The sequence below is a fragment of the Streptomyces sp. DG1A-41 genome (assembly GCF_037055355.1).
In the GTDB taxonomy this organism is placed as follows: domain Bacteria; phylum Actinomycetota; class Actinomycetes; order Streptomycetales; family Streptomycetaceae; genus Streptomyces.
On the sequence record NZ_CP146350.1, the window covers coordinates 1062689 to 1084455 of the forward strand.

Annotated in this window: 13 protein-coding genes and 1 pseudogene; 5 read left to right on the forward strand and 9 right to left on the reverse strand. The window is 72.2% G+C overall.

All coding sequences use genetic code 11. From position 1 onward, the window contains the following. Positions 1–37 precede the first annotated feature (37 nt). The 3 genes from V8690_RS05010 to V8690_RS05020 all read left to right on the forward strand — a co-directional run bounded on the left by V8690_RS05010 (position 38) and on the right by V8690_RS05020 (position 5614). Positions 38–1513, forward strand: coding sequence for a cytochrome P450 (locus tag V8690_RS05010; RefSeq protein ID WP_338776099.1), 1476 nt, complete (start codon positions 38–40; stop codon positions 1511–1513). Continuing rightward, complete coding sequence (locus tag V8690_RS05015) at positions 1497–2498, forward strand: (-)-alpha-amorphene synthase (RefSeq protein WP_338776100.1); 1002 nt, start codon at positions 1497–1499, stop codon at positions 2496–2498. Before V8690_RS05010 ends, V8690_RS05015 begins: the two co-directional genes overlap by 17 nt. 206 nt (positions 2499–2704) lie before the next feature. Continuing rightward, complete coding sequence (locus V8690_RS05020; protein WP_338776101.1) at positions 2705–5614, forward strand: AAA family ATPase; 2910 nt, start codon at positions 2705–2707, stop codon at positions 5612–5614. Between the two features lie 402 nt (positions 5615–6016). On the opposite strand, the gene V8690_RS05025 is transcribed toward V8690_RS05020, so the two are convergent. Beyond that, complete coding sequence (locus tag V8690_RS05025; protein WP_338776102.1) at positions 6017–6472, reverse strand: hypothetical protein; 456 nt, start codon at positions 6470–6472, stop codon at positions 6017–6019. Between the two features lie 391 nt (positions 6473–6863). On the opposite strand from V8690_RS05025, the gene V8690_RS05030 reads away from it, so the two are divergent. Beyond that, a complete protein-coding gene (locus V8690_RS05030) occupies positions 6864–8852 on the forward strand; it encodes a GDSL-type esterase/lipase family protein (RefSeq protein ID WP_338776103.1) in 1989 nt (662 codons plus the stop codon). 23 nt (positions 8853–8875) lie between these two features. Here the strand turns inward: V8690_RS05030 and V8690_RS05035 are convergent, their stop codons facing one another. Then, positions 8876–10357, reverse strand: a complete 1482-nt coding sequence (locus tag V8690_RS05035; protein ID WP_338776104.1) for an MFS transporter — start codon at positions 10355–10357, stop codon at positions 8876–8878. Between the two features lie 134 nt (positions 10358–10491). Between V8690_RS05035 and V8690_RS05040 the strand changes: the two genes are divergently transcribed. Next, positions 10492–10863, forward strand: a complete 372-nt coding sequence (locus V8690_RS05040; RefSeq protein ID WP_338776105.1) for a response regulator transcription factor — start codon at positions 10492–10494, stop codon at positions 10861–10863. Positions 10864–11075: 212 nt separating this feature from the next. On the opposite strand, the gene V8690_RS05045 is transcribed toward V8690_RS05040, so the two are convergent. From V8690_RS05045 to V8690_RS05075, 7 genes and pseudogenes are all read right to left on the reverse strand, one after another. Continuing rightward, complete coding sequence (locus V8690_RS05045) at positions 11076–12476, reverse strand: cytochrome P450 (protein ID WP_338776106.1); 1401 nt, start codon at positions 12474–12476, stop codon at positions 11076–11078. 120 nt (positions 12477–12596) lie between these two features. Beyond that, a pseudogene (locus tag V8690_RS05050) lies at positions 12597–13702 on the reverse strand (FAD-dependent oxidoreductase). Between the two features lie 167 nt (positions 13703–13869). Next, positions 13870–15033 carry a substrate-binding domain-containing protein gene (locus tag V8690_RS05055; RefSeq protein ID WP_338776107.1) on the reverse strand — a complete coding sequence of 388 codons (1164 nt, stop codon included), beginning with the start codon at positions 15031–15033 and terminating at the stop codon, positions 13870–13872. Positions 15034–15078: 45 nt separating this feature from the next. After that, the gene (locus V8690_RS05060; protein WP_338776108.1) at positions 15079–16173 is read right to left on the reverse strand and encodes an ABC transporter permease; all 1095 of its coding nucleotides are present in this window, start codon (positions 16171–16173) and stop codon (positions 15079–15081) included. Further along, the gene (locus V8690_RS05065) at positions 16170–18074 is read right to left on the reverse strand and encodes an ATP-binding cassette domain-containing protein (protein WP_338776109.1); all 1905 of its coding nucleotides are present in this window, start codon (positions 18072–18074) and stop codon (positions 16170–16172) included. Before V8690_RS05065 ends, V8690_RS05060 begins: the two co-directional genes overlap by 4 nt. 67 nt (positions 18075–18141) lie before the next feature. Continuing rightward, on the reverse strand, positions 18142–21183 hold the full coding sequence (locus V8690_RS05070; protein ID WP_338776110.1) for a SpoIIE family protein phosphatase: 3042 nt from the start codon (positions 21181–21183) through the stop codon (positions 18142–18144). A 130-nt stretch (positions 21184–21313) separates the two neighbouring features. Beyond that, positions 21314–21736, reverse strand: coding sequence for a secondary thiamine-phosphate synthase enzyme YjbQ (locus tag V8690_RS05075; protein WP_338776111.1), 423 nt, complete (start codon positions 21734–21736; stop codon positions 21314–21316). Between the last annotated feature and the right edge of the window lie 31 nt (positions 21737–21767).

Sequence of the window (21767 nt, forward strand, 5' to 3'; positions counted from 1 at the left end):
CGAGATCCCGTGTGCCAACTGAGGCAGGTGGTATTCGATGAGCGGCTTCGTCCCCGGACCAGCCCGAGATTGGACAGTGGGCACTGCTCCAGGCATATTCCCATTCATCGGCCATGGTATCGCCCTGGTCCGTCGGCCGCTGGCCTTTCTGAATTCTTTGCCCGGACACGGGGATCTGGTCGAGGTGCGCCTGGGTCCGCAGCGTGCCTGGATGGCGTGTCACCCCGACTTGGTCCACCAGGTGCTCAGGGACCCTCGCACGTTCGACAAGGGCGGCCCCCTCTACGACAGGTTGCGGATGCTGCTGGGGGACGGCGTCGGCACCTGCCGCCATCAGGATCACCGGCGCCAGCGCAGGCTGCTCCAGCCCGACTTCCGCAAGGCCCGCGTCGCCGACCAAGTGCGCCTGATGGGCGACGAAGTCGAGTCGGTGTGCCGCGCGTGGCGGGCCGGGCAAGTGGTCGACATCAGCGCGGCCATGCTGGACCTGTCCACACGCGTGGTCAGCCGCGTCCTCTTCTCCGACTCGCTCGACACCGCGACGGCCGCCCAGATGCGCAGGTGCCTGGCCACCGTGGTCCGCGGCATGTTCGTCCGGACGGTGATGCCGGTCAACGCCCTGTTCCGCGTTCCCACGCTGGCGAACCGGCGTTACCGGCATGCTTCCGAGCGCCTGCGCGCGATCGTCGACGCGGCCATCGCCCAGCGCCGGCAAGGCACTCCCCGCGACGACCTGCTGGGGGCCCTGCTGGCTGCCACGCGGGCCGACGGCGGGGGAACGGTGATCACCGATCAGGAAGTTCACGGCCAGGTGATGACGCTGATGTTCGCCGGCGCCGAGAGCACCGCCCTGTGCCTCTCCTCCGCCGTGGAGCTCCTGGGGCGGCATCCCGAGGAGGAACGCCGCCTGCACTCCGAAGTCGACGCCGTGCTCGCTTCAGGCCAGCCGCCCGGCCCCGACGAGCTGCCGCGCCTCGTCCGCACCCGGTGCGTCCTCACCGAGACCCTCCGCCACCGCCCGCCCGGCTGGCTCTTCACCCGCATCACCACGCGGGAGACGGAGCTCGCCGGGCACCGTCTCCCGCAGGGCGCCACCGTCATGTTCAGCCCGTACCTCCTGCACCACGACCCGGCCCTGTTCCCCGACCCCGATCGCTTCCTCCCCGACCGCTGGCTACCCGGGCAGGCCGTCGCGGTCCCGCCCGGAGCGATGATTCCGTTCGGTGCGGGCAGCCGGAAATGCATCGGAGAGACACTCGCGCTGGCGGAGGCCACGGTGGCCGTCGCGTTCATCGCCCGCCACTGGCGGCTGCGTCATCTGCCCGGCTACACCGAACGGCTGCGCCCCGCGGCCTCGTTGGGGCCGAGGGGACTGGTGATGATCAGCGAACCGCGAGCGAGGCGGCCGGTGGCCACACCGCATCGGGCGGATGCCAGCACACCCGGGACAACTGTCGTGCCCGTCGTCCACGACTCCCGAACGGCAGGTGGCAATGATGTCCACGACGCATGAGGAAATCGCCGCGCAAAGCGGAATTCCGGTCGTCGATCTGAGGGAACTGATCGACGCAAACCTGTACATGCCCTTCCCTTTCCAGCAGAATCCCCATGCGTCCGAAGCGGCGGCAGGCGTCGAGGAATGGCTGAGCACCTGGGGGCTGACCGATGACCCGGCGGTGGCGGCCATGATCTCCTATACGCGCCCCGCCGAACTCGCGGCCTACAACGGTCCGACCATGGATTCCGGGCTCCTGCAGATCATGACCAACCAGATCGCCTACCAGTTCATCTTCGACGACCGCGCGGAGGACATCGGCCGGCACACGCCGGGCCGGCTCCTGCCCATGCTGTGCGAGAGCATCGCGATCCTGCGGGACGGCGGGCCGCCCACCACCCCGCTCGGGGCCGCCCTGGCCGACCTCCATCGACAGGTACAGCAGCGGTGCACACCCGCTCAGGCCGCACGATGGGCCTGGAACAGCCGTGAGTACGTGCACGGCCTGCTGTACGAAGCGGTGGCCCAGACCCACCCCGCCCCGGTGGGAAGCGGGCTGTGCCGGTCCGTCCGCTCCCTCATCGCGGGCGTCGAGCCCTTCTACCCGCTGTGCGAGGCCGCACAGCCGTGCGAACTGACCCCGGAGGAGATCCATCACCCCGTCATGCGACGCCTGAGCCGGCTGTCGGCCGACGCTGCGGTGTGGATACCCGACCTCTTCTCCGCGGTGAAGGAACAGCGGGCCGGCGGCGTGATCAACCTGGCCCTCGCCTACCAGCGGACACACCGGTGCTCCCTGCCGGTGGCCGTCACGCTCGCCACACGGCACATCAACAACACGATCCGCGAGTTCGAGGAGCTCTACGGTGAGCTCAGGCCGGAGTTGACCCCGTCCGGCATCGGCTACGTGGAGGGCATGGCCGGCTGGATCCGCGGTTGCTACTTCTGGTCCCGGATCGTGCCGCGGTACGCGGACTCGATGGCGGCACCCGCGGTGCTCTGATCCGTTGCCCGACCGGTTGCTTCCCCCCAGAGGTCCCGAGAAGGGCGGAAACACAGCAGATTACCCGAAAAACTGAAACCCGAACCGCTTCCGCAGAAAGTTCACCCTCTCTGTCGACCTCCTGTTCCGACGGGGCCAAGGGGCGTGCACGAGGACGTACGCTCGCCCCGTCCGGCGGGGAGCAACGACAGGAAGCGGTAGACCACATGACCCATGGGCTGCGGCAACCGAGCAACGAAGATCGGCCTCTACTCGAACGCGACGAGGAACTCCAGGCCGTCGACCACGCGTTGGAGAGGCTCCGTGACACCGTCGACGGCCTGCCCCAAGTACCGCGCGGCGGGTTTCTGGCCTTCACCGGTGAGGCCGGGCTGGGTAAGACGACACTCATCGCGGCCGTGCGCGCCCGCGCCGCCGCCCTGGGGTGCACGGTGTTCTCCGGCAAGGGCGGCGAGAGCGAGCGGGGGATGGCGTTCCGCGTCGTCCGCCAGGCCATGCAGCCCATCCTGGCCAGGATGAGCGAGACGGAGCGTCGGGATTTCCTGGGCAGTTGGTACGACATCGTCGGCGCCGCGCTCGGTCTCGAGGCGACCGACCCCGCCCGGATGCCGGACCCGACCGGAGTGCGCGACGGCCTCGACTGGGTCATGACACGCCTGACGATGCTGAACTCGCCTGTCGTTCTGCTCCTGGACGACCTGCACTGGGCCGATGCCGAATCCCTGGACTGGCTCGCCTCCTTCGCGCCCCGGGTCGCGAACCTCCCGCTGCTGATCGTCGTCGGCTACCGGCCCGACGAACTTCCATCCGACGCGACCTCTTTCCGTACGCTCGTCGAACGCCACGAGCAGCGCCCGCACGTGCTGTCCCCGCTCGGCGAGGCCGGAGTGGCGCGGATCATCAGAAACGAAGTGGGCGAGGAAGCCGAGGACGAGTTCTGTGGCGCGTGCTGGACCGCCACCGGCGGAAGCCCCTTCGAGACCGTCGAACTGGCCATCAGACTCCGTGAACGGAAGCTGAAAGGCACCCGGGACGAAGTGCCCGAGATGCATGACCTCGCCGCGGCGGTCAAGGGCCCCGGCCTGATCGAGCGCCTCAAACGGCTCGGTCCGGGCACCATCCGCTTCGCGTGGGCCGGCGCTGTCCTGGGTGGGACCTTCTCACCGGAGGTCGCCGCCGACCTCGCGGTGCTCGGCAGCGAGGAGGCCGTCGAGGCGACCGAGAAGCTGCGCGCCCGGCGCATCCTCGCGGACGCCGACGAGCACCCGCGCGCCCTGGAGTTCGTCCACCCACAGATCGCCACGACCATCTACCGCAACATCCCTCCGGGCCTGCGGGTCGGCATGCACAACGCGGCCGCCCATGCCGCCCAGACGGTCGGGTCCGACCCGACCGTCGCCGCCAGGCACCTGCTGGAGGTGCCCTGCGACGGCCGGCCCGAGGCGGTCGCGTGCCTGCGCGCCGCCGCGCGTGAGTACCTCCGTGCCGGGGCCCCAGAGGCCGCCCGGCGCGTGCTGACCCGAGCACTGCGGGAACCACCCCTTGCCGAGGACCGCGCCGCCCTTCTCCACGAGCTGGCCTGCTCGACCTTCCTGATCGAGCCCACGGCCACAGTCAGCCACCTCCGACAGGCGCTGAGGGAGCGGGGACTCGACCCCGACCTGCGCGCCTCCATCGTCTACCGGCTGACCCAGGCGCTGGCGCACACCGACCGGCTGACCGAGGCCGCGACCGTGGCCGCCGACGAGGCGCGGCGCGCCACCAACGCGCGCGTCAAACTTCGCATGCAGGCTGATCACTTCGTATGGAGCGCGTTCCGCGCCGACGAGTCCGACTCCGCCGCCCGCTCACGCCGACTGGCGCGGCTGGCGGACAAGCTGCCCCGCCGGGGCCTGGAGGAGCGCTACATCCTCGGTCTGCGGGCATGGGACGCCCTCGTGCGCGGCGAGCCGCGGCGGACCGCCCTCGGGTATGCCGAGGAGGCCCTCCGCGGCGGGATGAGCTGGACCGACGAGAACCGCGGCTTCGAGGTGCCCGTCGCGGTCGCCCTGCTGTTCATGTACTGCGACCAGCCACGGCGGGCCGAGGAGCTCTTCGCCGAAGGTATGGCCGAGTGCGAGCACATGGGGTGGCGCGGCTCCCATCTGGCGCAGGGCCAGACGCTCCTGGGCTATATCCGCTACCGCCGTGGCTGCCTGCCCGAGGCGGAAGAACTCGTCCGGGCAGGGCTGCACACCGCCGAGCGCGTCGAAGGAGCGGTACCCGCCCAGTGGTTCGCCATCGGCATTCTCATCCAGACCCTGCTGGCCCGGGGACGGACCGACGACGCGCGCCGGCTCGCCGACAGCTACCACTACGGCGACGTGGTGCCCAACGCCGTCATCTTCCCGGATCCCCGCACGGTGTACGCCGACCTGCTCCTGGCGGAAGGGCGACTCCCTCAGGCGGCGCGGCTGCTGTCCAAGGTCGGGGACTGGCTGGAGGCGCGGGACTGGCGCAACCCCGCGTGGTGCCCCTGGCAGCTCGGGCTGGCCTCGGCACTCGCCCGCACCGCCCCTGACGAGGCGGTCCGCCACGCCGAGGACGCCGTCAAGCGGGCCCGGGACTTCGGCGCGGCGTCCGCGATCGGCCAGGCGCTGCATGTCCAGGCGGAGGTGACGGGCGGGCAGGCGGCACTCGATCTGCACGCACAGGCCGTCAACCATCTGGAGCAGTCGCCCGCCGCGTACGAACTGGCCCGTGCCCTGGTGGGCCACGGCACCGCGCTGGCCCGCAACGGCCAACTGCACGACGCCGCCGACCGGCTCTACCAGGGCCTGGAGGGCGCGGTGCACTGCGGTGCCGAGGGTCTGGCCGCCCGGGCCAGGCGGGAGCTATCCGCCGCGGGACTACGCCCGTTGCCCCTTCGCTACCCGCAGACGGACATGCTGACGGCCCAGGAGCACAAGGCCGCCGAGATGACCGCCCTGGGCCACCCGGCATCCGTGGTCGCGAAGGACCTGCGGCTCACCGGGCAGGGCGTACGGCAACTGCTGTCCTCCGTGTACCGAAAACTCGGCACGGACGCATCCGGCCTCCCCGACGCCCTGTCGAACCGCTCCCGACACGGGCGGTAGCGCCAGTTCCCTCACCGCTGCCCGAGTTGTGCTGCGCAGTTCCGTGAGGTTCGTGCGGCGCTGCCCGGAGGCCGTGGGACGGAACGGGGAGCGGGTCGTCGCGGCAGTTGGAGCCCACCTGGGAGGAGGCCGCGCGGACGGCGGTGCGGCCCGGGTCGAGCAAGGTGCGGTCCAGGGTGAGGCAGAGCGGCAGGTCGGGCCGGGCGGTGCTTGCAAGCGCCGGATGCGGTCGGTGGGCCAGTCCCCCCGTTCGGCCAGATTCAGAAGCGGCACGTCGGCGAGCAGTTGCTGCACGGTCAGGTGCAGGACGGACCTGCTGGGCGGGGTCGGACCCGTGACCGCGCGACGGGCGCCCGGCGGCGCCGTCGGGCAGGTCCCACAGGGTCAGGGCGTGCAGCAGCGTCAGGCGGGTGAATGAGAGCGGTAGGTGAGGGCGGCCTCCTCGCTCAGCGGCTCCAGCTCGGTGAAGGACGCCTCCATGCCGCGCAGCGAGTCGTGCGGCCGGGAGGTGATGATCAGCGGCAGGCCCTCCTCGTTGGCGCGGCGGATGGCCAGCCGGATGCTGGTGTCGCGTTCCTCCGTCAGGTCCTCGGCGGTCAGCGCCTCGTCCAGGCCGTCAGCGAGCACCACGATCCGCCCCTGCCGACACAGCCGCCGCCAGACCTTCTCCGCTTCTGCACCGGAGCGGATGGTGCCCTGAAACTTCCGGCAGGAGCGTTCGAAGGCCGGCTCGCGGAAGGCGAGGTTCGTGTCGGCGGCGCGCAGCCGCAGCGGCACCGCCCCGCGCTCCGCGGGCCGCTGCGTCAGCAGTACGACCAGCGCTGTCTTGCCGGTGCCGATGCCGCCCGCGGTCTCCACGAGTTGGTGGGGTTCCTGGCGGGTTTGTGCAGGTAGGACCGGATGACGGCCGTGACGGGCAGGAACAGGCCGTCACGGCCAGGAACAGCGCGCCGAGGAACGTCAGCGTCAGCAGCGTCACATAGCCGACGCTCTTGCGGACCCGCCAGGTCCTGGTCCGGTCGTAGCCTTGCGGCATCAGCCGGCGTCGGTGCAGCGCGCGGCGCACGCCGAGCCCGTCGCGGAGCGTCCGCCCGAGCAGCCGACCGTACACCGTCGCACCGGATCACGCGGGACCGCATACTCAACTTCCGTCCATGCCGGATCACTTGACGCTGAACCGTTTCACTGGTTCCCTCGAAAGGCTGCTCATGGGAGCGCTCCCAACCGCCCGCACGTGAAAGGGAACCCCGTGCAGACCTCCCCCCGCCCCTCCACCAGACGCGCCCTGCCCGCTCTCCTCACCGCCGTGCTGGTCGCCTGCCTGCTGTCCCTGGCGGGCGGCCTTCCCGCACAGGCCGCGGCGGGGGACGGCTCGGTGTCCGATCCCAACATCGCGTACGTCGGACGCTGGGACACCTCCTCCGGGACCGCGGCCGTGCCCCACTGGACCGGCGCCTACCTCCAGACCGGCTTCACCGGCACCACGGTGAAGGTCAAGGCCAGGAACGCGGTCAACTTCTACGCCAGCATCGACGGCGGCCCCGATGTCTTCCACGCCGGGGTGCGCGGCACGGTGAACCTCACTCCCCGGCCGCTCTCCCCCGGCACCCATACCCTGCGCCTGTCCTACCGCTCCGGTGACACCGTCTTCCAGGGGCTGGTCCTGGACTCCGGTGCGCGGACCGTCGCCGTCGGCGCCCCGTCCGGGCTGGTCGAGTTCGTCGGCGACTCCATCACGGCGGGAGCCCTCACCGACCGGCTGGCGCTGGACTCGTACGCCTGGAAGACCGGCGAGCGGCTGGGGATGCGGCACACGCAGATCGCCCGGTCCGGGTACTGCCTGGTCGCCCGGTCGGGGTGCACCGGTCTGAGCGGGCAGTTCTTCAGGACGGCCAGCACCGGCGGCGCGGACTGGGACTTCTCGCGGTACCGGGCCGACGCGGTCGTCATCAACCTCGGCACCAACGACATCGGGCACGGCGTGTCGGGCGCCGCCTTCCAGTCGGCGTACACCACGTTCCTGCGGGACGTGCGCGCCAAGTACCCCACGGCCCACCTCTTTGCGGTGCAGACGCTGAAGAAGCGCTACGTCACCGAGACCAGGGCCGCCGTCAGCGCCCGCAACAGCGCCGGTGACGCCCGGGTGCACTACGTCGACACCTCGGGCTGGCTCACCGACGGCGCGGACTACGAGGACGGCAACGGGCATCCGAACGAGGCGGGTCACACCAAGTTCGCCGAGCGCCTGGCCCCGGTCCTCCGCGCCCGGCTCGGCAGCGGCGCCACGGTGAAGGCGGCGGCTCCGGGCCAGCCCGGCGACCCGAACATCAAGTTCGTCGGCCGCTGGGACACCACCAGCTCCGCCACCGCCTACACCCCGTACTGGGCCGGCGCCTACTACCGGGTCGGCTTCACCGGCAGGACGGTCAAGCTGAAGCAGCGGGGCACGATCGACCTGTGGGCGCGGATCGACAACGGGCCGGTGAAGTTCTACGACGACGTCAAGGGGACGGTGAACCTGACCCCGACGGCCCTCGCCGCCGGCAATCACACCCTCCAGGTCAACTATCAGGTGGTCGCCGGTTCCTACCGGGGCGACGCGGTGTTCCAGGGGCTGGTCCTGGACAGCGGCGCGACGACCTTCGCACCGCCGGCCCCGGCCAAGCTGGTCGAGTTCGTCGGCGACTCGATCACCGTCGGCACGACGACCTCGCAGAACGCCCGCACCGCGTACGGCTGGCTGATCGGGGAACGGCTGGGCGTCGAGCACACGCAGATCGCCCAGGGCGGGGCGTGCCTGGTGGCCGCGGCGGACGGATGCGTGGGTCTTGAGCGGCAGTTCACCAAGCTCAATCCGAACGCCGCGACGCCCGACTGGAACTTCTCCCGCTACCGGGCCGACGCGGTCGTGATCAACCTCGGCACCAACGACGTCGGGCACGGGGTGAGTTCCGCGCAGTTCCAGTCGGCGTACGTCAGTCTGCTGCGCAAGGTCCGTGCGGCGTATCCGCAGGCGTGGATCTTCGCGCTGGAAACGTTCCGCGGGCGGTACGTCCCGCAGACGGAGGCCGCTGTGAAGGCCGTCGTCGACGGCGGTGACGCGCGGGTCTCCTTCGTCGACACGACCGGCTGGCTGGGCTCGGGCGATCTGACGGACTCGGTGCATCCCAACGACCGGGGGCATCGGGTCATCGCCGACCGGCTGGCGCCGGTCATCGCGGCGAGGATCGGGGCGTAGCGGCCCCGGGGGGGCGGGCGGCCTCACATCGGGCCGGGGCCCGCCCCTCCCCTGAGGCGTTGCAGGTCGGAGGGGCGGACCTGGATGACGATCAGCGCGATCAGCGCGGCGACGGCGGTGAAGATCGCCGCCATGATGAAGGCGGCCGAGACACCGGCGGTGAGGATCTCGTCGGACCAGGGTTTCGGCAGTTGCCCGGTGCGTTCGAAGCGCAGGCGCTCGGCGGGGGTCGCCTGCTGGCGGAAGAGCGGGATCTGCTTCTCGGCCTCGTTGGTGCTGGCCGTGCCGTACATGGTGACCAGGATGGACAGGCCCAGGGAGCCGCCGACCTGCTGGGTGGCGTTGAGCAGTCCGGAGGCCGCGCCGGTCTCCGGTGTGGGCACGTTGGACAGCGCCATGAGGGTCAGCGACACGAACTCCATGCCCATGCCCAGGCTGAAGACGAGCATCGGGCCGAGGACGCTGCCCGCGTACGTGGAGTGCACGTCGGTCAGGGTGAGCCAGGCCAGCCCGGTCGCGGCCAGGATCGCGCCCACCACCATGAACGGCTTGGGTCCGTAGACGGGCAGGAACCGCGAGGCCAGTCCGGCGCCGATCGCGATGACCGCGCTGACCGGCAGGAACGCCAGCCCGGCCTGCAACGGGCTGAAGTCCAGCACGTTCTGCACGAAGAGCGTGAGGAAGAAGAACATGCCGAAGATCGCGGCGGCCAGGCACAGCATGATGCCGTACGTGCCCGCGCGGTTGCGGTCGGCGAACATGTGCAGCGGCGTGATGGGCTGTCTGGAGCGCCGCTCGGTCAGGATGAAGCCCGACAGGACGACGACCGCCGCGGCGAACGAGGCGAGGGTGAGGGTGTCGCGCCAGCCGTCCTGCGCGGCTCTGATGAATCCGTAGACGAGCAGCACCATGCCCGCGGTGGAGGTGAGCGCGCCGGTGATGTCGAAGCGCCCCGGGTGCCGTTCGGACTCCCTGATCCAGCGAGGGGTGGCGAGGGCGATGAGCAGCCCGATCGGGACGTTGACGAAGAGCACCCACCGCCAGTTCAGCCATTCGACGAGCACCCCGCCCGCCAGCAGCCCGATCGCGCCGCCGCCCGCGGAGACCGCGGCGAACACCCCGAAGGCCCGGTTGCGTTCCGGGCCTTCACGGAAGGTCGTGCTGACCAGCGAGAGGGCGGTCGGGGACGCGATGGCGCCGCCGACGCCCTGCAGGGCGCGTGCGGCGAGGAGTTGGCCGGCGTTCTGGGCGAGCCCGCCGAGCAGGGAGGCGAGCACGAAGAGCAGCACGCCGAAGACGAAGACGCGCCGCCTGCCCAGGATGTCGCCGACCCGGCCGCCCAGCAGCAGCAGTCCGCCGAAGGTGAGGGTGTAGGCGTTCACCACCCAGGACAGGCTGGTGGTGGAGAAGTCCAGGGAGCGCTGGATCTGCGGCAGCGCGATGTTCACGATCGTGATGTCGAGGACCACCATCAGCTGGCACGAGGCGATGACCAGAAGCGCCATCGCATTCCCGCCACCACCGGATTCCCTGGTGGTGGTCGCTTGTGGTGAAGCCGGCTGCGGGCTGCTGCCTGCGGTGTCCACCGTTCGACGGTACGCCCGCGTACTGGGCCTCACCACTGGATCACGAGTTCGCGTTGGACGCGAAGGCGAACCCACTGACCGAGCGGCTGCGTCGGATGCTCGACCTGCACGCCGCGGGCGCCATCAGCACCAACGCCCCGCCGGACCGGCTGGTCCACGGGGTGCGCAAGCCGGTGCGGGGGCAGCGGTTCGTCGATCCGGAGTTCGCGCTGGACGCGCTGGACGCGGGGGCGAACCCGCTGACCCCGCGCGAGGTGGAGGTGCTGCGGCTGACCGCCGACGGCACTCCCACCCGGGAGATCGCCGAGCGGCTGCACCTGTCCGTGGCGACGGTCCGCGACCAGCTGTCGGCGGTCACCAGGAAGACGGGCGGACGCAACCGGATCGATGCGATCCGGATCGCCGTGGAGTCGGGCTGGGTGTGAACCGGGCAGGTCATCGAGGTGAACCTGCCCGGCCCCCGCTGGCCCTCACGCCCCGTCCCGGGACCTCTGACGAGGTTCCGGAATCTGTGACGAGCATGTTTGGCGCGGGTCGCCGCGCAACAGCTCCGTTCGTCACCGGTACGGCGTGAGAAAGTCACCCCCAAACCGGGAGGACCGGCCATGCGGCATGGGCGTTCCGACCCGGCTCCCGGTCAGCGGCCGCCGCGGATCAGGCCCGTCAGATAGCGCCACAGCGAGGAGCGCTGCCGGGCCGACGGGTCCGGCAGGACCTCCTCGGCCACCTCCGGCGCCGGACCGTACGCCGACGCTCGCGCGGGCGCCGCGGAGAGTTCGTAGCGCACGGGCAGCGAACGCAGGCCGCGCATGAACGGGGAGGAACGCCAGGGCAGTTGGTCGGCGGGCAGGGCGAGGTCGAGGTGGTCGAACCGCTCGAAGAGGCGCCCCACACCGGCCGCCGCGACCGTCGAGGCGAGCTCCCGCGCCGGGCACTGGCGCGGTCCGGCACCCCAGGACAGGTGCGCCCGGGTGCTGATGGTGGTGCCGGAGGCGACGTGGTCGGCGAAGAGCGGGTCGGCGTGCGCGGCGGCCGAGGAGACCCACACCGGGTCGCCGGCCCGGATCGTGTAGTTGCCGAGCGGGGTGTCCTCGGCAGCGAAGCGCGGGACGAAGTTCACCAGGGGCGGCTTGCGCATGACCACCCGGTTCATGGTCTCCCTGACCATCCCGGCGGAGAGGCTGGCGCGCACGCTGCCCTCGCCCGAGATGACCTCCACGACGGTGTTGGAGATGAGGATGCCGACGTGGTCGGAGGTCATGCCGAGCAGCATGAACAGCTCGCGTGCCAGATGGTCGAGCGACAGGTCCGGGTGCGCGGCCAGCAGGTACGAGGGGAAGTCGTCGCCCGGCTTCTCAAGCTTCAGCGCGGCCAGGTCCGCCAGCGTCGCGAGCAGGCGCTCCAGCGCGGCCTCCGCGTCCGGGCCGGCGTCGAGCACACGCCACATGTCCATCAGCGCGTCGTCGCCCTGGGAGCCGGGGAAGCCGAGCAGATGGCTGGCCACCATCAGCGGCAGCGGCCGGGAGAACTGTGCGGACAGGTCCGCCACGCCCGTCTTTCCGCCCTGCCCGACCAGAGTGATCAGCTCGTCGGCGTAGGCGGTGACGGCGGCCTTGAGACGCTTCGCCTGGGGGTGGCGCGGGTCCTGGAACGGCTTGAGGGCGACGTCCCACGCCGTGCGCAGCGGCCGGTATCCGGGGCCGCCCTGGATCAGGATGTGGTTGACCTCCAGGGACGGGCCGAGCGGCCAGTCGGCCGGTACCCGGCCCTCGGAGCGGGCCCGCCAGTTCTCCAGCCCCTTCGGGAAGCCGTCGTTGTCCTGGAGCACCTGGAGCGCCTCCCGGTAACCCAGGACCAGCCAGGCGGGTACGCCGAGCAGATCGACCGGCGCCACCGGGCCGTGCTGCTGCCTCAGCCGCTCGTACACGAGCGCGGGGCGCGTCTCGTAGTCCCGGGTCAGCAGCGGCTGGGGACTCAGTTCCTCCAACCGCGTGTCGTCCAGGTCCACGGATCCGCCGTCACCCCACTGGGATTCCATCGTCTTGCCACCCTCCGACACGCCCCGTACCGGCACACCATCAGCCGGTAACCGGAAACGGTGGGGACCCTACCCCAGGCACAACCGGCGGGTAACGACGGGGGTGGTTCCGGTTGCGTATCAGGCGGCCGTGTAACCGAGTTGGCGCCGCATGTAGGGCGTCATGAGGGTCTTCGCCTTGGCCAGGGTGGTGGTGCGGCTGCCGAGGACCGCGGACTCGCCGCCCGGTACGGGCAGTACGGTCAGTCCGTCGGCCGGGCCGAACGGCACGATGAGCGGGGTGCGCTGGATCGGCCGGTAGAAGCGCGGCTCCTTGCGGTGCTTGCCCGAACTCTGGAGGTAGGCGCGGATGTTGTGGGCGGCGATGTCCGCCTGGGCGAGGGCGGCGGGGGTGATCTTGAGTTCGCTGACGTCGTTGACGTCGCCGACGGCGAACACGTCCAGCTTGCCCTCGACCCGGAGCGTCCGGTCGACCTTGACACGTCCGTCCCTGTTCAGCCAGTCGCCGTGTCCGGCCAGGCGGAGCCAGAGCGTGTTGGGTGTGGTGCCCGTCGCCCAGAAGGACAGGTCGGCCTCGATGACGTTGCCGCGGCCGTCGCGGTAGGTGCCGAAGTCGTTGCCGGGCGACATGAACGAGTCGAGCCGTACCTCGACGTCGTGGGACTCCAGCCACGCGAGGGCCCTGCGTCCCGGCCGCGCGCTGCCCGTGGAGTCGAGCAGGGCCGGTCCGGAGTGGGCGAGCGTGACCCGGGCGTCCGGCCGGGCGAGGCGGATCTCGGCGCTGAGTTCGACACCGCCGGGGCCGCCGCCGACGACGAGGACGTGCTCGGCCGTGGTGACGTTGCGCTGGTGTTCGGCGAACGACTTGGCGGCCTCCTCGACGGTGGTGCCGCAGAAGCGGGCCGGCTGGGGTAGTCGGCGCCGGTGGCGATCACGACCACGTCGTACGGCAGCCGCTCGCCCGTGGCGAGGACGACCTGCCGCTCGGCCGTGTCGATCCGGACGGCCTTGCCCGCGACGACGCGGCCGCGATGCAGCAGCCGGTCGTACGGGATGAAGGGCGTGTGCGTCCAGTCCGGGCGCACACCCGCACGCAAGGAGGCGACGCGATGGAAGAAGACCTCCTTGCGGTCCACCAGCGTGACCCGGGCCGCCCCGTCCAGCCGCTTCGCCAGCCGGACACCGCCATAACCGCCGCCGATCACCACTACGTCGCCGTCGTACACACCCAGTCTCCTGTGCCTGGTGGGGTGCGAGTGCCGCCGCGGAACGGGCCCCGCTCGGATCGACCCCCGGCGGCCACTCGACTGGCGGTAAGAGTAACGCTTGAAAATTAAAGGAGATCCGAGGTTCTGTGCATGTTGCGTGAAGAGATCGGCACCCTGACCGGACGTCACTTCCCCCAGATCTTCCGATACGACTCCCGGTAGCCAGACGGGTCCCAGGCCGTGGCGCCCTCGCTGTTGCCGGCCGTGGCGATGTGCACGGGGGCCGTGTAGCCGCTGGGCGGGCGGCCGGAGAAGGCGCGGTTGAACTCGTCGACGATCTGCCAGCCCTGGAGGGACAGCGGTTCGGGCACGGTGGCGGCCTGGTACTGCCTGCCGTTGATGCGCTGGAAGGCGGACGGGTCGCCGTCGCCCGCGCCGATGTTGTTGGGCGGCCCCGAGCCCTTCTCGCCGGCCGCGCGGAAGGCGGGTGCGGCGTCGGCGAAGTACAGGTCGTTGATGGCGACGGAGTGCGTCCACCGGTCCCGGAACCGGGACAGCAGCGAGGAGATCTCCCGGGGGGTGCGGCTGCTCGCGTCCGGGATCGGGATGTTCTCGACGGAGAGCAGCCGCACCCCGCGGCAACGGGCGAGTTCCTCTCTGATCAGGTCGGACTTGTTCTTCGCGAAGGGGATCGACGCGTCGGTGATGAGCACGACCCCGGCCCGGCCGTTCGAGTCGGAGATGATCCACTGCGCGCTGATGCGGGCCACGTCCTGCACGCGGGTGGTGACGTTGGTGAAGAGGTCGGGCTGCCGGCTGGGGCCGGGTTCGGGGACCGCGTGCCAGCCGATGAGCGGGATGCGCTGCGCGTTGGCCCGGGCGGCCTGCTGTGCCGTCGAGTCGGGGTCGAAGCCGCCGATGACGATGCCGGAGGGCCGGAGGGCCACGGCCTCGCTCATGGCCGCCTGGATGCCGGCCGGAGTGCCTCCGCCGTCGATCACCCGGACGTTCCACCCGATGACCCGCGCGGCTTCCCGGACCCCCTTCGCGGCGCCCGCGATGCCGGGGTTGGTCATGGTCTGGGCGACGTAGACGATGGTCTTGCCGGACACCGCCTCCGGGCCGCTGGTGGGTCCGCCCCAGGGGATGTCGGTCCGCTCCGCCCGGGTGACGGCGGCCTGGGCCCTGGCGTGGACGTCAGGGCAGCCGCTCGGGCCCGTCGCGGTCTCGTCCGCGCCGTCCGACGAACCGCGTTCGCAGCCGACGAGGGCGGTCGCCGTCGCCAGCAGGACGCAGCAGGCGAGCCGCGCGGTGCGGGCTTTGGGGGCGGCCTTGCGGTTGCGGTGCACGGGGGCTCCTGTGGGGGGATCGGCGCGGCGGAGGTGCCGATGGGGTCAGGGGGGTGTGTCCGCCGCGCCGCCCTCCGGTGTCGCCGCGGACGGTGGCGGGGGTGGCGCGGCGGGTCTGTCGCGGGCCGCGGCGCCGCCGCGCAGGCGACGGCGGGCGGCGTATCCGGCCAGGCCGACGGCGATGAGCAGGGTGCCGCCGTGGAACAGGGGCACCGTCCAGAAGTCGGCGCCCAACTGGGCGATGCCGGTGAGGCCGACGGCCAGGACGGCGACGGCGACGACGGTGCCGAGGGCGTTGGGCCGGCCTGGTTTGATCGCCGTGGAGCCGAGCAGGGCGCCGACGAAGGCGGGCAGCAGGTAGTCGAGGCCGACGCTCGGGTTGCCGATCTGCTGCTGGGCCGCGAGCAGCACACCGGCGAAGCCGACGATCAGCCCCGAGGCGGCGAACGCGTAGACGGTGTAGGTGCGGGTCGGGATGCCGACGAGGTCGGCCGCGCGCGGGTTCGAGCCGACGACGTACAGGTACCGGCCGAGCGGCAGCCGCTCCAGCACCAGCCAGAGGACTCCCGCGAGGGCGAGCACGTAGAGGGCGGGGACCGGAAGGCCGAGGAACGTGGAGTCGTAGAGGTCGGTGAAGGCGGGCGTAAGGCCCTGCGGGCCGGGGACGATCCGGCTGCCGTCGGTGATCCAGCCGGTCACGGCGTACATCATGCTGCCGGTGCCGAGGGTGGCGATGAAGGAGTCGATCCGGCCGAACACGACGATGACGCCGTTGAGGACGCCGACGACCAGCCCTCCGGCGAGCACGGTGAGACAGGCCAGCGGCCAGGGCCAGCCCTCGTTGACGACGAGCTGCATCACCATGACGTGGGCCAGTCCGAGGCCGTAGCCGATGGAGAGGTCGAACGCGCCGGTGACGATCGGCACCATGGCGGCCAGCGCGAGGACGGCCGGGATCGACTGGGTGGACAGGATCGAGTCGACGGTGTCCAGCGTGGGGAAGGTGTCCGGCAGGGCGAGGGAGAAGACCAGGTAGAGCAGGGCGGTGAGGGCGAGCAGGCCGTAGGCGCCGATGTGGTGTCCGCCGGGGGCGCGCAGGCGCCCGGGGCGGGGCGAGGAGGGGGAGGGCGGTTCGGTCATGGGGTCGTCGCGACCGTGGGCGGGGGCATGGCCGAGGCCGCCCGGGTGAGCGCGGTGACGGTGAGGGCGCCGCCCCTCAGCTCGGCCGTCACGGCCCCGCGGACGAAGACCAGGGTGCGCCCGCACACGCTCGCGACCTCCTCGAAGTCGGTCGACAGGAGCAGGACCGCGAGACCCGCCGACAGCGCCTCGTCGAGCAGGCGGTGGATCGCGGCCTTGGCGCCGATGTCCACGCTCGCGGTCGGCTCCTCGAGGATCAGCAGCCGCATCTCCGTCCGCAGCCAGCGGCCGATCATGACTTTCTGCTGGTTCCCGCCGGAGAGCGTGGCGATGGGGGCCTCGGTGTCGCGGGGGCGCACCGAGAACCGGTCGATCAGGGCGGCGGCCTGCACGCGTTCGCGGCGGGGCCCGATCCAGCGCGGCGCAGGCCGGCCTCCCGCTCGGGGGTTGGCCAGGAGGTTCTCCCGCACGGTCAGTTCGGCGAGACAGCCCTCCCGCAGCCGGTCGCCCGGCACGAACCCGACCCCGAGAGCGACGGCCTCCGCGACCGTACGGGGGTGGTAGGGCCGCCCGTGGAGCACGGCCCGCCCGCCGAGAAGCGGCCGCGCCCCGGCGAGCGCACGCCCCAGGTCCGTGTGCCCGGCGTCCGAGAGACCGACCAGCCCGAGAACCTCTCCGGCGGCTAGTTCCAGGCTGACGGGTCCGGCCTGAGGGGTGCGTACGGAGTCGAGGGTGAGGACGGGGGGTGTGCCTGCCGGGTGCTTGGCTGGGCGGGGGGCGGCCGGAGTGGCGGCGGGGTGGTCGGCGGGCGGAGTACCGGCGGGGTGGTCGGCCGCAGGAGTGCCGGCGGGGTGGTCGGTGGCCGGGGGCGCGGCGGGGCGGTCGGTGGCCGGAGCGCCGGCGGGGCAGTCAGCCGCCGAAGTGTCGGCGGGACAGTCGGCAGCCGGGGACCTGACCGGGCGATCGGCAGCGGGAGTCCAAGCGGAGCGGGGGGCAGTCGAAGTCCCAGCCGGGCGGTCGTCGGCCGGAGTACCGGCGGGGTGGTCGGTGGCCGGGGGCGCGGCGGGGTGGTCGGCGGCCGGAGTCCCCGTGGAGGGGGCGGCAGGTGAGGGCCGGGGTGGGTGGGGGGCGGGCCGGTTGTTCTCCTCGCCGACGATGTCGTGGACCAGGCGGGCCGGGCTGTGGTCCGCGAGTCGGCCGTGGCTGACGAGGCGGCCGTCGCGCAGTACGGCGAAGGTGTCGGCGACCTGGTACACCTCGTCCAGGCGGTGGCTGACGTAGAGGATGGCGTGTCCGCGGTCGCGCAAGTGGTGCAGGACGCCGAAGAGCCGGGCGCTGTCCGCGGCGGGCAGGCGGGCGGTCGGCTCGTCGAGGACGATGAGCTTCGCGCGGGCCGCCAGGGCCCTGGCGATCGCGACGAGCGAGCGCTCGGCGGGCGCGAGCCCGGAGACCGGCGCGTCGGGGTCGAAGTGCCCGGCGACGATCCGCAGCGCGTCGACGCAGCGCTCGCGGGTGCGCCGCCGGGAGATCAGCCCCGTCCGGCGGGCGTAACCGTTGGTCAGGGCGATGTTCTCACCGACCGTCATCCACTCCACGAGACCGAGGTCCTGGTGGATGAAGGCCATGCTCCGGGACGCGGCAGGACTGCCGAGGGGCTCGCCGTCCACGGTGATCTTTCCCGCGTCGGCGGGGTGGACGCCGGCGAGGACCTTGATGAGCGTGGACTTGCCGGCGCCGTTGGGCCCGAGGAGGGCGAGCACGCTGCCGGCGTGGACGTCGAGGTCGACCCCGGCCAGCGCGACGGTCCCGCCGAACCGCTTGCCGAGCCCGCGGATACGGACCACGGGCTTCGGCCCGGAGGGTGAAGCCGCCTTCACCGGCGCGTCAGAAGCATCGCACACCCGATCAAATTACAGCATTTCGGGCATCCTTCGGCCGCTGTGACTCCCACACGGGTCGACGGACGCGTCATGCGGCGTCGAGCCCGCATTCGGCCCAGATGACCTTGCCCTCCGGCAGGTAGCGCGTGCCCCAGCTCTGCGAGAGGTGGGCGACCAGGAACAGGCCGCGTCCGCCCTCGTCCGTGCTGGCCGCCCGGCGCAGATGGGGGGCGGTGTTGCTGGCGTCGGAGACCTCGCAGATCAGGGTCCGCCCGTACAGCAGCCGGACCCGGATGGGCCCGGTGCCGTGCCGGATGGCGTTGGTGATCAGCTCGCTGAGGATCAGCTCCGCGGCGAACGCGGTGTCGTCGAGTCCCCAGTCGGACAGGCGGCGCATGGCGGAGGCCCGGACCTCGGCGACGAGCGCCGGGTCGGCGGGCAGCTCCCAGCCGGCGATCCGGCCGGGGTCCAGGGCGTGGACGCGGGCGACGAGCAGGGCGATGTCGTCGTGCGGGTGCGCGGGCGCCACGGTGTCCAGGACCGCCTGGCAGGTCTCCTCGGGCGCGCGCTCCGGATGGGCCAGGGCCGCGCGCAGCTGCTCCAGGACCACGTCGACGTCGCGGTGCCGGTCCTCGATGAGTCCGTCGGTGTAGAGCACCAGCTGACTGCCCTCGGGAACATCGATCTCGACGGCGTCGAAGGGCAGGCCTCCGAGGCCGAGCGGGGGCCCGGCAGGGAGGTCGGGGTAGGAGACGGTGCCGTCGGGGTGGACGAGTGCGGGCGGTGGGTGACCGGCGCGCGCCATGAGGCACCGCTGCGTGGTCGGGTCGTAGACGGCGTACAGACAGGTCGCGCCGATGACGCCGGCGCCCTTGCCGTCGGGGTCCTCCCGGTCCAGGCGTCCCACGAGGTTGTCCAGGTGGGTGAGGACCTCGTCCGGGGAGAAGTCGAGCTCGGCGAAGCTGCGCGCGGCGGTGCGCAGCCGGCCCATCGTGGCCGCGGAGAGCATGCCATGGCCGACGACGTCGCCGACGAGGAGCCCGACGCGGGTGCCGGAGAGCGGGATGACGTCGTACCAGTCCCCGCCCACGTCGGACTCGGCGGGCAGATAGCGGTGGGCCACGTCGACGGCGTCCTGGTCGGGCAGACCGTGCGGGAGGAGCCTGCGCTGGAGGGCCAGGACCATGGTGCGTTCGTGGGTGTAGCGCCGGGCGTTGTCGATGGACAGGGCGGCGCGGGTGGCGAGTTCCTGGGCCAACGAACGGTCGTCGTCCCCGAAGGAGCTCCCGGCGCGGTAGAAGCTCGCTATGCCCAGGACGACACCGCGGGCGAGCAGGGGCACCGCGATGAGGGAGTGGACGTGGGCGAGCAGGCGTGCGGTGTGCTCGGGGTCCTGGGCGAGCCAGCCCGCGGCGGCCTTCAGGTCCGGTTCCAGGACGGCTTCGCCGCTGGTCAGGCAGCGGAGCTGGGGCGCGGTCGGGCCGAAGTCGATGCGCTTGCCGGGCTGCGTGAAGGGCAGTCCCTCGCGGACGCCGTGCAGCACCGTGCGGCGCAGGTCGGCGAGGCGGCCGACGCACTCCTCGCCGCGCAGGACGGCATCGGGCAGGTCGATGGTGACGAAGTCGGCCAGGCGCGGGACCGCCGTCTCGGCCAGTTCCTCGGCGGTACGGCGCACGTCCAGGGTGGTGCCGATGCGGGCGCTGGCCTCGGACAGCAGCTCCAGACGCCGGCGCGCGGCCAGGGCGTAGGCCCCGACATGCGGCTCCCCCACCATCACGAGCCCCCGGGCCGGGAACACTGAGCCGGAGCGGTCGTCGGCCGGGCCCCTGCCGCCGGACAGCGCGCCCCTACCGCCGTCGGCCGCGCCCCTGCCACCGTCAGCCCTGACGGCGCCACCGGGCTCTGCGGGTCCCCAGTCACCGCCCTCTCCCCCATCCGCCGCGCCCCTACCGCCGTCCGCCCCGCCCCTGCCCCCGTCCGCCGCGCCCGTACCGCCGTCGGCCGCGGCCTTGCCAGGGTCAGCCCTGACGATGCCGCCGAACCCTGCGGTTCCCCGGTCAGCCTCGAACGCGACGGCCGGGGCGGACGCGGCGGCGAGATGCCCGGGCGGCAGGGTGGTCGACGGTCGTGCGGGCCGCGGGGCGGCCGGGAGGGCGGCGAGGTCCGGCAGCTCGTCCGCCTGGGGCGGGAGGACGAGGGACTCCCCCGCCGTGGTGCCGGGCAGCACGGCCTCGATGGCGAAGCCCCGCACGCCGGAGGCGCTGGTCATCGGGCGGCTCACGAGCGTCACCCGCCGGCCGCCGGGCAGGGTCACGTCGACGGCGGCCCGCTGCCCACGGGAGATCAGCTCGGCGGCCTTCTCCCTCAGGATCGCCTGGTCACGGGGGTGGACTTCGTCGGCCAGGGCGTCCAGGGCGACGCCGCGGTGCAGACCGGCCCCGCCCCCGGTGGCCAGGTACGTCCGCAGCAGGGCGCGCTCGTGCGCGGAGCTCTGCCCCAGCAGCCGCCGCTCGATGTTCTCGGCCGCCCGGCGGATCGCCGCGCTCAGCGCGGGCTGATCGAAACCGCGCGGATAGCCGAAGCACAGGACGCCCTCGATGCGTCCGCTGAGCGGGTCACGGACGGGCATCGCGACGCAGGCGCTGCCCTGGGAGCGTTCCGCGAAGTGCTCGGCGCCGTAGACGCGGATGAGCCGCCGCTCCGCCAGGGCGAGACCGATGCCGTTGGTGCCGGCGACCTGCTCGGCGAAGACGAATCCCGGGACCCGCTGGATCGCCGGGAGGGTCCTGGCCATCGCCGGGTCCCCGAATCGGCGCAGGAGGACCGTGCCGTTCGGGTCCGCCACCGAGATGTTGATCTGGCTGCCGGAGAACGCGTCCTGGAGCCGGTCGAGCACCGGCACGGCCGCGCGGACGACACGGCCCCCCGGGTCGAAGTCCTCCCGGTAGGGGAGGTCGGTCTGGTCCGGCGACAGGCCCAAGGACCGCAAGCGTTGCCACGAGTCCAGGATGGACGTCCGTACCCCCGCGGCGACCGGCTCGCCCTGGAGAAACCGCTCACGGAGCCGGGCGGGCCCCGTGCCCTCAGTCGCACGCCCCGCCGGCTTGGGTTCCTCGCCGGATCGAACCACGCTTCGCCTCGCTTGCGCCCGCGATCATCCGCCGCCCGGAAGAGAATCTGGCATTGATGAGGATACGGGCATAAGGGGCAGGCGTCACGGTGCGCCTGGCCGGGGCGGGCTCCGGCCGGGCGGACCGCGCTCACCCCAGGAAACTCAGCCGCACCTTGCGCTGCGGGTTGTCCTTGTTCGTGTCCACGAGGCACACCGACTGCCACGTCCCGAGCTCCAGCCGGCCGCCCAGCACCGGCAGGGTCGCGTGCGGCGGGACGAGGGCCGGCAGGACGTGGTCGCGGCCGTGGCCGGGACTGCCGTGCCGGTGCTGCCAGCGGTCGTCGGCGGGCAGCAGGGTGTGCAGTGCGGCCAGAAGGTCGTCGTCGCTGCCGGCGCCGGTCTCGAGAACGGCGATTCCGGCCGTCGCGTGCGGGACGAAGACATTGAGTAGGCCGTCACGCCCGGCCGCCGCCTCCCGCAGGAAGGACTCGCAGTCGCCGGTGATGTCGACGACCCTCTCCGTGGAACCGGTGCTGACGTTCAGAACTCGGGTGGTGAAGACATCTGACATGCCCCCATCCTGACGCACGAACCGGGGTCCA